This is a genomic window from Burkholderia sp. AU32262 (genome assembly GCF_020419985.1).
In the GTDB taxonomy this organism is placed as follows: Bacteria; Pseudomonadota; Gammaproteobacteria; order Burkholderiales; family Burkholderiaceae; genus Burkholderia; species Burkholderia semiarida.
Window position 1 is genome coordinate 214,145 of record NZ_JAIZRS010000002.1, and the last position, 12,691, is coordinate 226,835.

The window sequence follows — 12,691 nt, forward strand, 5'->3', positions numbered from 1 at the left end:
CCCCGCGATCAGTAATAGCCGCGCGGACGCAGCGGCTCGACGCCGCCGACGTTGCTCATGTAGGCCTTCCACTGGTCGACGAGCGTGCCGATCACCGACGGGTTCTGCGCGGACACGTCGGTCGTCTCGCCGCGATCCGACGCGAGATCGTACAGCTGCCAGTGACCGTCGAGCGGCCCGAGCGGCGGCTCGGTCCACAGCGCCTTCCAGCGGCCGTCGGCGCTGCGCAGGTACGCGCGGCCGTACGCTTCGTCGCCGAACGGCGTCGTGTGCACCTCGCCCGTTGCCGAGCCGGTCAGCACCGGCAGCAGCGACTGGCCGGTGACCGGATACACGTAGCGGTTGTTGTAAACGACCTTGCCCTTGTTCTGGTCGACGCCCGTCAGCGTGTTGACGAGCGGCGGCGCCGGCTGCGACGGCGGCGTGACGCCCGCGACCGCGAGGAACGTCGCCGTGTTGTCGGTCACGTGCGTGAACGCGCGCAGCGTCGGCAACGGCTGCGACTGGCCCGGCAGGTGCACGATCGTCGGCGTCGATACGCCGCCTTCGCCCGAATAGCCCTTCGTGAGCCGGAACGGCGCCGCGCTCACTTCGGCCCAGCGCAGCCCGTACTGCAGGCGCTGCGCATTCTGCTTGCCATTGTCGGTGCCGAGCGCCGAATAGGCCGGCTCCTGCGCGTTCGCGGTATCGGTTGCGGTCGGGTCCGCGCCGGAATCGATCGGCCAGCCTTCCGCGCCGTTGTCCGACTGGAACATGATGAACGTGTTGTCGTATTCTCCGATGTCCTTCAGATGCTGGATCAGGAGTCCGATGTTGTAGTCGAGGTTCTCGACCATCCCCGCGTAGATCTCCATGTAGCGCGCCTGCGCCTTCCGCTCGGCCGGCGACAGGCTCGACCACAGCTTGTCGACCTTGCCGCTGCCGTAGTCGCTGTAGCCGTCCGCGGCCGAATGTACCGCGCTGATGTACTTCGCGTTCGCGGTGCCGTTGTTCGCGGTCGCGGGCGATGCCGTCGTCGCCTCGGGCAGCCCGTCGAACGGCTTGAAATCGGCCGGAATCAGGCCGAGCGCCTTCTGTCGCGCGATCCGCGCGTTGCGGATCGCATCGTAGCCGGCGTCGTACACGCCCGCGTATTTGTGCAGCCACGGATCGGGCACCTGCAGCGGCCAGTGCGGCGACGTATAGGCCGCGTACGCGAAGAACGGCTTGCCGTCCTGCCTGTTCGCATCGATGTACGAGATCAGCTTCTGCGTATAGAAATCGGTCGAATAGAACACGGCCGGGCTGCCGCCCGCGCCGCCCGGCTGCCCGGGCTGGCCCGGCTGCACATAGCGGCCGTCTTCCGTGTAGTTCGACGAGCCGGCCGGCTCGTGCGCGAAGTGGTTCGTCGCCGCGCCGCCGAGCAGCACGTAGCTGCGCTCGAAGCCCCACTGGTCGGGCGTCTGCCCGCTGCCCGTCGCACTGCCGACGATTCCCGAGCCGATGTGCCACTTGCCCGCGATATAGGTGTGATAGCCGGCGTCCTTCAGCAATTGCGCGAACGACAGCGCGCGATCGTTCAGGTAGCCTTCGTAGCCGGGCAGCCCGCGCCGCTCGTCGGTCGGCACGCCCATCGTGCCTTCGCCGACGAGATGGTGATCGGTGCCCGACACCAGCATCGCGCGCGTGATCGCGCAGACGGTGCCCGTGTGATGGTTCGACAGGATGCGGCCCGATGCGACGAGCGCGTCGAGGTTCGGCGTATTGATCTCGCCGCCGAATGCGTGGATGTCGGAATAGCCGAGATCGTCGGCCATGATGTACAGGATGTTCGGGCGCTTGGCCGACGGCGTCGCGCTGGCCTGCGGCGGCGGATTGCTGTCGACGCCGCCGCACGACGCGAGCGACACCGCGCCGGCAATCGCGGCGCAGACGACACGGAAACGAACGGCATGCAACGGCCACGCGGACTTTTTCATTTTTGTTGACGCTCGAGCTACGGGAGCGGCGATCTTAGCGTTGCTCGCGCGGCGCCCAAAGTCGGATTCGTCACATGCTAACGGGGTGCGGGAATATGCGGCTCAAGCAGCGCGTGCTTGCCCATGCTTTCCAAACCGTAATCGAGACAGGAATGCGCATCCCCGCCCCATCATCCCGTCGTGCGCCGTCGTTCACGCGCGCATCCGCATGTTGATGTCGCTTTCAAGACCATGCAGGCACGCCATCCAACCATCGAATTTTCATCGGAGTCGTCATGTCGAAAATCACGGAACTACTGAAAACGCTCGATACTTGCGAGCCTTACCGTCCAATAAAAACGTTGTCTATGGAGCGCGCGCGGAAGGCCTCCACACTTCTCCTTGGCAGTGGCGGCTTCTGCTTTCTGCTGCTCCTCTTGTTAGCCGGGTGGCATAAATTGGCGGCTGCCGAGTGGCAGGTGATTCCGGCAGTCACACTCTATACCTTTACAGTCGTCCTCAGCCTGCTCTCTCTCGTTGTGGAACCCATCGTCGGCGTCGTAAAGATGTGTCACTGGAAGCAAGAAGCGCTGGATACGCTCATCCGCGAGATAGAAACCGACGAAAAGAACGCCCGATTGCTGAACAGCTATGCGGACGACACCCTCAAATGCGCGCAGCATTGCCTGCGGATCAAGGTGAAACGCCTCGATTCGCGTGTCGCTTCATTCTTTGGTAGCGGCACGGCAGCATATGCGCTTCTTGCCATCACGTTCACCAACATTAAGGATGCGGGTGGATTGCCGTGGCTGGGGAATACGCTGGCGAGCGGATTCGTCTCCGGAAACTTCATCAACACGGCGATTCTCTGGGGTATCGCCCTCGTCTTTGGATTGTCCGTCGGCTCCATGATGATGAGGCGGGTCCAGTCGCGCTTCGCGTACCAACTCGAAGTGATCGAACTGACATTGTTACACCGAGCGTTGGAGACAATGGAAAAGAATACGTAGCGCCTTACCGGTTACCTTCTCGATATGTGAGACGAGAGCAAGCGCGACGTGCAGCCAACCGGATTGCGCGCCGTCATGGAGAACCGGCCGCCGTCATGCGCGCTCCCCATTCGCGTCGTCCGACGCCAGCATCCGCGGAATCTCGTCGACCAGCGCATCGACGACCACCCGCACCTTCGACGGCACGTGGCGCGCAGCCGGCCGCACCGCGAACACCTCGGCGCCCGACACGCTGTCGCTGTCCATCACGAGCGCGAGACGGCCGTCGCGCACGTACGGCGCCATCAGCCAGCACGGCAGCCACGCGAGGCCCGCACCGGCGGCGGCCGCGTCTGCGATCGCCTGCAGGTCGTCTAACCGCAGGCGGCCGGCCGCGCGATGGTCGTGCACCGCGCCGTCCGCGCCGATGATCCGCCACGGCGCCGGCTGTCCGCCGCGCGAATACGCGATGCCGACGTGCGACGCGAGTTCGGTGAGCCCCGCTGGCCGGCCGTGACGCGCGAGATACGCGGGCGATGCGCAGATGCCCATGCGCTGCACGCCGAGCTTGCGGCCGACCAGCGCGCTCGTATCGGCCAGCTCGCCGATGCGCACCGCCAGGTCGAAACCGTCGTTGACGAGGTCGGCCACGCGATCGCTGAACGACACGTCGATTTCGAGCCGCGGATGGCACTCGACGAGGCGCCGCACGACGGGCGCCACGCATTGCCGCCCGAACAGCACGGGCACGCTGATGCGCACGCGCCCGACCGGCTCGCGGCGGCCCGCGTCGAGCGCGGCCTCCGTCTCGCCGAGTTCGGCGAGCACCCGCCGGCACTGCTCGTAATAGACGTGCCCTTCGTCGGTCAGGCCGAGCTGGCGCGTCGTACGCTGCAGCAGCCTCGCGCCGAGACGCTGTTCGAGCCGCGCGACGATCTTCGCGACCGCCGAGCGCGTCATGCCGAGGCGCAGCGCCGCCGCCGCGAAGCTGCCCGATTCCACCACGTCGACGAATTCGGCGACGCCTCTGAGCCGTTCGTCCATGTCGTTCCGCTCCGATGAAAGGGGATGACAGGGTTGTGTCCGCACCGGCGACAATCATTGGCCGAATTCTCGCCAATGCGTCCCCGGGCGCGACACTATGATAGTCCCGACTATCTCGAAAAGGAGCCGACATGCATGCATGGCAAATCAAACCGGGCGACGGCATTGCCGGGCTCGGTCGCGTCGATGCGACGGAACATCCGGTCGGGCCGACCGACGTCGTCGTGAAGATCCACTCGGCCGCGCTGAATTATCGCGACCTGATGTTCGCGCGCGGCGACTATCTCGGCATCGGAAAGGACGCGCTGATCCCGGTCGCCGACGGCGCCGGCGAAGTCGTCGAGACCGGTCGCGACGTCACGCGCTTCAAGCCGGGCGGTCGCGTGATCAATACCTATTTCCCGCGCTGGATGGACGGGCCGCCGACGCCGCACAAAGTATCGGGCTCGCCCGGCGCGCAATTCGACGGCGTGCTGGCCGAACGCTTCGTCGCCGACGAAACGGCGCTGGTCGCGATTCCCGCGCATCTCGACTACGACAAGGCGGCGACGCTGTCGTGTGCGGGCGTCACCGCGTGGAACGCGCTGTTCGTCGACGGCGGGCTGGCACCGGGCGCGACTGTCGTGCTGCTCGGCACCGGCGGCGTGTCGATCATCGCGCTGCAGCTCGCGCAGGCGGCCGGGCTGCGCACGATCGTGACCTCGTCGAGCGACGCGAAGCTCGAACGCGCCCGCGCACTCGGTGCGGACGCAACGATCAACTATCGCGCGACACCCGAATGGCAAAACGAAGTGCTGCGGCTCACCGGCGGCGCCGGCGCGGATCTGGTCGTCGAAGTCGGCGGCCGCGACACGCTACCGCGCTCGGTCGCCGCGACGAAGCTGGGCGGCCTCGTATCGGTGATCGGCGGACTCAGCAGCTTCGGCGGCCCGGAACTCGCGCTGCTGCCGCTGATCGGCGGCTTCCGGCGGCTGCACGGCTTCATGGTCGGCAGCCGCACGATGCTCGACGACGTCGTGCGGCTCGTCGACGCGAAACGGATCGAGCCGGTGGTCGATCGCGTGTTCGGCTTCGACGAAGCGCCGCAGGCGTATGCGTACCTGGAGTCGGGGCAGCACTTCGGCAAGGTCGTGATTCGCGTCGCTCAGTGAGCGACGCGAGATGCACGGGCGGCGAGCGGCGGACGGCCTCGTGCCGCGCTCGCCGCTTCCCGGATGACCTCGTCAGAACTTGTGACGAATCCCGGCATGCACCATCAACTGCTTCGACGTGGACGACAGATCCGCCGCACCGGGAATATAAGCCTGGTCGAGCGACGAGCCGGTCGCGTCGCCCGCCACGCGCTGGTATGCGCCCATCAGGTACACGTCCGTGCGCTTCGACAGGTTGTAGTCGGCCATCAGCCCGATCGAATGGATCTTCGGTTTCGCGGAGCCCGTCGTCGCGTCATAGCGCACCGTCGTGTACACGTACTGCGCACCGACGAACAGCGCCGGCGTGAACTGATACTTGCCGTTCACTTCGAAGTTCTGGTACTTGATCGACGTGACCGTGCCGCCCGCGAGCGGGCCCGTCACCGGCTCGATCGTTTCGTCGCCGAACAGGTAGCCGACGTTCGCGCCCGGCCGCGTGACGTTGCTGTTCGTGTAAGCGAAGCCGACCGTCGCGGGCCCCGCCGTGTAGTTGATGCCCGCGCCGAAGATCCGCAACCGCGCCGACGCGAAATTGGCATCGGCGCCGACCGACCCCGAACCGGCGATCGCACCGCCCGACGTCGCCCCCGGGTTGTCCGCGTTGAGAAACGCCGCGCCGACGAGCAGGCCGCCGTGCTCGTACTGCGCGCCGACGCTCCATTGCCGGTTGTTCGCGAAGCCCGCGTCGTTGCTGAAGCTGTACGTGCCGCCGAACGAAAAGCCGGAAAAATCCGGGCTCGCGTACTTGACCGTGTTGTTCACGCGAAACGTGTTGCCGGTATTGTCGTTGTCGAACGGATGCGAGAACGGATAGACGCCCCAACTGCCGTTCGCGGTGGTCGGCGCGAGATAGTCGACGAGCGCGTCGTACTGCCGGCCGAGCGTCAGCGTGCCGAACCGTGCGCTGCCGAGCCCGACGTACGCCTGCCGCCCGAACATGCGACCGCCCTGCGCGAGGGTGCCGCTGTTGACGTTGAAGCCGTTCTCGATCTGGAACAGCGCGCTGTAGCCGCCGCCGAGGTCCTCGGTGCCCTTCAGCCCCCAGCGGCTACCCTGTGCGAAGCCGCTCGCCATCTGCCACGCGCCGTGCCCGCCGACGTTGTTCGTATAGTCGATACCCGCGTCGACGAGGCCGTAAAGCGTGACGCTGCCTTGCGCGAACGCAGGCGCCGCGCACAGCGCCGGAATCGCGACGAAAACGAATCTCCATTTCATTATATGTAATCCTTATCGATATGATTTACCGTGGCGAGCCAACGGTTCATGGTCCGCCGCTCGCACAGGTGCGATGCTGCTTCCGTTTCCGGTGCACGGCTCGCCGCGCACCGTCCCCTCGTGCCGGTCCCGCGCGTTACTTCGCGCCGTAGATGTCGAAGTCGAAGTACTTCCGGTTGATCCGTTGGTACGTGCCGTTCGCGAGAATCGTCGCGAGCGCGCGGTTGAATGCCTCGCGCAGATCGTTGTCCTGCTTGCGCAGCCCGAGTCCATCGCCCTGCCCGAAGTACTTCACGTCGTCGATCGCCTGGCCGACGAACGCGAAGTCCTTGCCCTGCGGCTTCTTCAGGAAACCGTCGCTGGCCGCGATCGACGCCTGGAATGCCGCGTCGAGCCGGCCCGTCACGAGATCGGCGTAGACCTGGTCCTGGTTCTGATACGACACGATCTGCACGCCGGCCGGCTGCCAGTTCGCAATCGCGTAATCGGCCTGCGCGGAACCCTGCTCGACACCTACCCGCTTGCCCTTCAGCGCAGCGGCCGTCGGCAGCAGCGGCGAACCCTTGCGCGCGATCAGCCGCGCGGGCGCGTTCGAGATCCGGTTCGTGAACGCGATCTGCTGCATCCGCTTCGGCGTGATCGTCATCGACGATGCGATCACGTCGAACTTGCGGGCGAGCAGCCCGGGGATCATCCCGTCGAAGCTCGACTCGACCCACACGCAGCGCGCACGCAACTCCGCGCACAACGCGTTCGTGATGTCGATCCCGAAGCCCGTCAGCGTGCCGTCAGGCAGCTTGTATTCGAGCGGCGGATAAGTCGGATCGACCGCGAGACGAATCTCCTTGCCCGCCCAGTCGCCCGCCTGCGCCGTTCCTGCTGCCAGCGCCACCGCGAGCGCCGCCATCCATGTCTTCATTGCCAGTCTCCTTGCGTGTGTGAATCGTCGATCGAAAGCGTGCGGGCGCCTCAGGCGAGGTAGCGCTCCGCCAGCGCAATCCAGTAGCTCGCGCCGATGGCGACGCATGCGTCGTTGAAGTCGTAACCTGGGTGATGCAGCCCGCAACCGCCGACACCGTCGCCGTTGCCGATCGACAGGTAGCTGCCGGGGCACGCTTCGAGCATGAACGCGAAATCCTCGCTGGCCGCGATCGGCTTCAGGTGCGGAATCAGCGCCGCATCGCCGCCCCATTCGCGGGCGACGTCGCGCGCGAACGCGGTCTCCGCCGCGTGATTGACCAGCACCGGATAGTCGTGGCGGTAATCGATCTCGGCCGTCGCGCCGTAACTCGCGGCCTGCCCGTGCACGATCTCGCGAATGCGCGTTTCGAGCAGCGCGCGCACGTCGGGCGAAAGCGCTCGCACGCTGAGCGCGAGCTCCGCATGCGCGGGAATCACGTTCGATGCCGTGCCCGCATGAATCGACCCGGCCGTGACGATGGCCAGATCCTGCGGATTGACGTTGCGCGACACGACGCTTTGCAGCGCCATCACGATCGACGCGCAAACGACCACCGGATCGACCGTCAGGTGCGGCGCCGCGCCATGGCCGCCGCGCCCGGTCACACGCACGCGCACCTCGTCGGCCGACGCCATCGCCGGGCCGTCGCAGAAGCCGAGCACGCCGGCCGGCAGGCCCGGCACGTTGTGCATCGCGAACACCGCGTCGCAGGGAAAGCGCGCGAACAACCCGTCGTCGATCATCCGCTTCGCGCCGCCGAGCCCTTCCTCCGCCGGCTGGAAGATCAGGTTCAGCGTACCCGTGAAGCGTGCACGTTCCGCCAGACAGCGCGCGGCCGCAAGCAACATCGTCGTATGGCCGTCGTGACCGCACGCGTGCATCACGCCGTCGTGCCGGCTCGCATGCGGCAGCCCGGTGGCCTCGCGAATCGGCAGCGCGTCCATGTCGGCGCGCAGCCCGAGCCGCTTCCCGGCGCCGCGCGTGAGCGTGCCGACCACGCCGGTGCCGCCGAGCCCGCGCGTCACCCGATAACCCCACGTTGTCAGATGCTTGGCCACGAGATCGCTCGTCGCATGCTCGTCGAAACCCAGCTCCGGATGCGCGTGCAGCCGGCGCCGCAGCGCGATCATCTCCGCCTCGATCGCCGCCATTTCCGGCTGAATGGATGAATGGTCCAACCCGATTCTCCTCGATGCATTCCGGTTGCCGATCGCCCGAATGACCGATCGTGCCCTAATCGTAGGTAGCGAAAATCCCGTCGAACAGCCGCGGTTTCGTTATGATGACAACCTTTCGTTGTCTGGTATCGCACCATGAGCACGATCAAGCTGCATCAGTTGCAGGCGCTCGTCGCCAGCGCGGAGGCCGGGAGCATTCGCGGCGCGGCACGCTCGCTCGGGCTGTCGCAGGCGGCCGTCACGCGTGCGCTGCGCGAGCTGGAGGCGAGCGAGCGCCTGCCGCTGCTCGTGCGCGCGCCGGAGGGGATCGGCTTCACCGACTACGGCAAGACGCTGCTCACGCACGCGAGGCTCGTGCTGAAACAGCTCGAACACGCGCAGAGCGATCTCGAACGCATGCGCGGCCGCGTCGAGGGCCGACTGAGCATCGGTGTCACGCCGTGGCTCACGATGACGTTCCTCGCGGAAGCCGTGCTGCGATTTCGCGCGCACATGCCCGACGTGCGGCTCGAACTCTACGACGCGCTGATGGCCGTCGCGCAGCCGCTGCTGCGCGACGGCAGCATGGATTTCGCGCTCGGGCACGTGCAGCCGGGCGGCACGCAGGAATTCGCATGCGAGCCGATGTTGCGCTACGAGACGTCGGTCATGGTGCGCGCCGGCCATCCGCTCGAACGCGCGCGGTCGATCCACGACCTGCTCGACAACGACTGGGTGCTGAACTTCGCGGCCGACGGGCAGGCCGCGCTCGTCGACTATCTGTTCACGCGCCACGGCGCCCGGATCGACGAGCGGCGCATCGTCCGCGCGCAGTCGGTCGCGATGTTGCAGACGATGCTCGAACAGGCCGACATGTGCACGTGGTGCCCGACGATTCTCGCGGCCGTGCCGCCGTCCGGCGACCGGATGCGCGCGTTGTCGTTGAAGGAAACGTTCGAACCGCGCGAGCTCGGCATCGTCACGCGCCGCAGCAGCACGCTCAGCGACGCCGCGCGCTGCTTCATCGATTGCCTGCTGCATGTCATCCGCCGGCACGCGCGATCCGCGCGCAAGGAGGATCTCGCGCTGTTCAAGACGGTGTCGCTGCTGATCTGACGGCCTGCACCGGCTGCTCTTCGTCCATAGCGCATTCGCGCAAATGCTTTTCGAAATCCGTTATTGGATCGCGTCGCCGCGCGTTTTTATACTCGTCAGCACTCTCTGCCAAAGAGTGCCAGCCAATTTCGACAGAACCGCACAGGACGAACCAATGAGCCTACGCCCCTTGCACGATCGCGTGGTCGTGAAGCGACTCGATCAGGAAACCACCACCGCGTCGGGCATCGTGATCCCCGACAGCGCCGCCGAAAAGCCCGATCAGGGCGAAGTCATCGCCGTGGGCCCCGGCCGCAAGGACACGGACGGCCAGCGCATCGTGCCCGACCTTCAGGTCGGCGAGCGCGTGCTGTTCGGCAAGTACGCGGGGCAAGCCGTCAAGGTGGACGGCAACGAGTTTCTCGTGCTGCGCGAGGAAGACATCGTCGCGGTCGTCAATCAATAACGGAGCGCAATCATGGCAGCCAAGGAAATCATTTTCAGCGACATCGCCCGGTCGAAGCTGACCGAAGGCGTGAACATCCTCGCGAACGCGGTGAAGGTCACGCTCGGGCCGAAGGGCCGCAACGTCGTGCTCGAACGCAGCTTCGGCGCGCCCGTCGTCACGAAGGACGGCGTATCGGTCGCGAAGGAAATCGAACTCGCGGACAAGCTGCAGAACATCGGCGCGCAGCTCGTGAAGGAAGTCGCGTCGCGCACCAGCGACGCGGCCGGCGACGGCACGACGACCGCCACCGTGCTCGCGCAGGCGATCGTCCGCGAAGGCCAGAAATACGTGGCGGCCGGGCTCAATCCGCTCGACCTGAAGCGCGGCATCGACAAGGCCGTCGCATCGGCCGTCGACGAATTGAAGAAGATCAGCAAGCCGACCACCACCAGCAAGGAAATCGCCCAGGTCGCGACGATCTCCGCGAACGGCGAGGAATCGATCGGCCAGCGCATCGCCGAGGCCATCGACCGCGTCGGCAAGGAAGGCGTGATCACCGTCGAGGACGGCAAGTCGCTCGCCGACGAACTCGACGTCGTCGAAGGGCTGCAGTTCGACCGCGGCTACCTGTCGCCGTACTTCATCAACAATCCGGACAAGCAGATCGCCGAGATCGAAAACCCGTACATCCTGCTGCACGACAAGAAGATCTCGAACATCCGCGACCTGCTGCCGGTGCTCGAACAGGTCGCCAAGTCGGGCCGGCCGCTGCTGATCATCGCCGAAGACGTCGAAGGCGAAGCGCTCGCGACGCTCGTCGTGAACAACATCCGCGGGATCCTGAAGACGGTCGCGGTCAAGGCGCCGGGCTTCGGCGATCGCCGCAAGGCGCTGCTCGAGGACATCGCGATCCTCACCGGCGGTCAAGTCATCGCGGAAGAAACCGGCCTGACGCTCGAGAAGGCAACGCTGGCAGAACTGGGCCAGGCGAAGCGCATCGAGGTCGGCAAGGAAAACACCACGGTGATCGACGGCGCGGGCGATGCGAAGAACATCGAGGCGCGCGTGAAGCAGATCCGCGTGCAGATCGACGAGGCGACCTCCGACTACGACCGCGAGAAACTGCAGGAACGCGTCGCGAAGCTCGCGGGCGGCGTGGCGGTGATCAAGGTCGGCGGTGCGACCGAAATCGAGGTGAAGGAGAAGAAGGACCGCGTCGACGACGCGCTGCACGCCACGCGCGCGGCCGTCGAGGAAGGCATCGTGCCGGGCGGCGGCGTCGCGCTGATCCGCGTGCGGCAGGCGATCCGCGAACTGAAGGGCGCGAACGCCGATCAGGACGCGGGCATCAAGATCGTGCTGCGCGCGCTCGAGGAACCGCTGCGCCAGATCGTCACGAATGCGGGCGAGGAAGCGAGCGTCGTCGTCGCGAAGGTCGCCGAAGGCACGGGCAACTTCGGGTACAACGCGCAGACGGGCGAGTACGGCGATCTCGTCGAATCGGGCGTGCTCGATCCGACCAAGGTCACGCGCACCGCGCTGCAGAACGCGGCGTCGGTGGCCGGGCTGCTGCTGACGACGGATGCGACCGTGTTCGAAGCGCCAAAGGACGCGGCGCCGGCCGCCGCGCCGGGCGGCCCGGGTGCGGGCGGGCCGGGGTTCGATTTCTGACGACGCGGCAGCGTGCGCGCCGGTTTGTCGGCGTGCGCGCGGTTGGGCAGAATCCTGCAACAACGCGTGGCGACGGAAGTCGTCACGCGTTGTTTGCTTTGGCGCCACGGAATGCCGGGTTCGACGGAGCCGCCTGCCGCGCTCGGGTAAGATCAAGACCCGTTCCGCCACACCGCTTCCACCCCATGTCGCCCATCGCCAACACCCTGCTGCCGCTCGCCGGCGTCCTGCTGCTGAGCGTCGCCAGCCCGGGCCCCAACTTCGTGATCGTCACCTCCACCGCGGTCGCGTCGCGTCGCGCCGGCGTGATGACGGGGCTCGGCCTGGCCGCGGCGTCCGGCACCTGGGCCGCGATCGCGATCGGCGGGTTGAGCCTGCTCGTCACGCACGTCGCATGGGTTCACACCGCACTGCGGCTGGCGGGCGCCGCGTACCTGATCTGGCTCGGCCTGAAGATGATCGCGACCGCGCGCAAGCCGCTGCCCGTTTCCGCGCCGGCCGCGATGTCCGACTGGCACGCGGCGAGAAAGGGCTACGTCGTCAGCATGACGAACCCGAAATCCGTCGCGTTCTACGGCAGCATCTTCGCGCTGATGGTGCCGGCCCACGCGCCGGCGTGGCTCGATCTGTCGGTCGTCGTGCTGTCGGTCGCGATCTCGGCCGCGTGGTATTGCACGATGGCGCTGCTCGCGTCGCACCCGTCGGTGCGCCGGCTGCTGGTCCGGCGCAAGGCCGTGCTCGATACGGCGGCCGGGCTGTTGCTGATAGGGGTCGGCGGCCGGATGCTGGCCGGACGTTGATTCGCTGCGTATTTGTCCGTTTCGAATGCTCGCCGTTCACCTGCCATGCCGCCCCGGCGCGCATTCCCGCGCACGCCTGAACACGAGGTCGATGCGGTCGTCGCGCATCGCAACGCGTGCGTTCGATCACCGGCATGCTGCGCGACGGATTCAACGTCGAGAAGAAGCCGGTCGTGCGCTT

11 protein-coding genes are annotated in these 12,691 nt (G+C 66.6%); 6 read left to right on the plus strand and 5 right to left on the minus strand.

Going from position 1 to position 12,691, the window contains the following annotated elements; all coding sequences use genetic code 11:
- Positions 1–8 precede the first annotated feature (8 nt).
- Complete coding sequence (locus LGN10_RS02590) at positions 9–1,958, minus strand: arylsulfatase (RefSeq protein ID WP_226221590.1); 1,950 nt, start codon at positions 1,956–1,958, stop codon at positions 9–11.
- A gap of 275 nt (positions 1,959–2,233) precedes the next feature.
- Between LGN10_RS02590 and LGN10_RS02595 the strand changes: the two genes are divergently transcribed.
- Positions 2,234–2,947, plus strand: coding sequence for a hypothetical protein (locus LGN10_RS02595; protein WP_226221592.1), 714 nt, complete (start codon positions 2,234–2,236; stop codon positions 2,945–2,947).
- 93 nt (positions 2,948–3,040) lie between these two features.
- Here LGN10_RS02595 and LGN10_RS02600 read toward each other — a convergent pair whose 3' ends face one another.
- Positions 3,041–3,970, minus strand: coding sequence for a LysR substrate-binding domain-containing protein (locus LGN10_RS02600; RefSeq protein ID WP_226221595.1), 930 nt, complete (start codon positions 3,968–3,970; stop codon positions 3,041–3,043).
- A 131-nt stretch (positions 3,971–4,101) separates the two neighbouring features.
- Here LGN10_RS02600 and LGN10_RS02605 point away from each other — a divergent pair, with 131 nt between their 5' ends.
- Positions 4,102–5,121 carry a zinc-dependent alcohol dehydrogenase family protein gene (locus tag LGN10_RS02605; protein WP_226221597.1) on the plus strand — a complete coding sequence of 340 codons (1,020 nt, stop codon included), beginning with the start codon at positions 4,102–4,104 and terminating at the stop codon, positions 5,119–5,121.
- A gap of 72 nt (positions 5,122–5,193) precedes the next feature.
- Here the strand turns inward: LGN10_RS02605 and LGN10_RS02610 are convergent, their stop codons facing one another.
- The 3 genes from LGN10_RS02610 to LGN10_RS02620 all read right to left on the minus strand — a co-directional run bounded on the left by LGN10_RS02610 (position 5,194) and on the right by LGN10_RS02620 (position 8,469).
- Complete coding sequence (locus LGN10_RS02610; RefSeq protein WP_226221598.1) at positions 5,194–6,378, minus strand: porin; 1,185 nt, start codon at positions 6,376–6,378, stop codon at positions 5,194–5,196.
- A gap of 136 nt (positions 6,379–6,514) precedes the next feature.
- Positions 6,515–7,297 (minus strand): ABC transporter substrate-binding protein, encoded by a 783-nt coding sequence (locus tag LGN10_RS02615; protein ID WP_059579942.1) that lies wholly within the window; start codon positions 7,295–7,297, stop codon positions 6,515–6,517.
- A 50-nt stretch (positions 7,298–7,347) separates the two neighbouring features.
- Positions 7,348–8,469 (minus strand): M20 aminoacylase family protein, encoded by a 1,122-nt coding sequence (locus LGN10_RS02620; RefSeq protein WP_413227132.1) that lies wholly within the window; start codon positions 8,467–8,469, stop codon positions 7,348–7,350.
- A 183-nt stretch (positions 8,470–8,652) separates the two neighbouring features.
- Here LGN10_RS02620 and LGN10_RS02625 point away from each other — a divergent pair, with 183 nt between their 5' ends.
- The 4 genes from LGN10_RS02625 (at position 8,653) to LGN10_RS02640 (ending at position 12,510) form a co-directional block, all read left to right on the plus strand.
- On the plus strand, positions 8,653–9,612 hold the full coding sequence (locus tag LGN10_RS02625) for a LysR substrate-binding domain-containing protein (RefSeq protein WP_226221602.1): 960 nt from the start codon (positions 8,653–8,655) through the stop codon (positions 9,610–9,612).
- A gap of 154 nt (positions 9,613–9,766) precedes the next feature.
- Positions 9,767–10,057 (plus strand): co-chaperone GroES, encoded by a 291-nt coding sequence (locus tag LGN10_RS02630; RefSeq protein WP_226221604.1) that lies wholly within the window; start codon positions 9,767–9,769, stop codon positions 10,055–10,057.
- 12 nt (positions 10,058–10,069) lie between these two features.
- Positions 10,070–11,710, plus strand: a complete 1,641-nt coding sequence (gene groL / locus LGN10_RS02635; RefSeq protein WP_059579935.1) for a chaperonin GroEL — start codon at positions 10,070–10,072, stop codon at positions 11,708–11,710.
- Between the two features lie 185 nt (positions 11,711–11,895).
- Positions 11,896–12,510 carry a LysE family translocator gene (locus LGN10_RS02640; RefSeq protein ID WP_060967952.1) on the plus strand — a complete coding sequence of 205 codons (615 nt, stop codon included), beginning with the start codon at positions 11,896–11,898 and terminating at the stop codon, positions 12,508–12,510.
- Positions 12,511–12,691: the final 181 nt, after the last annotated feature.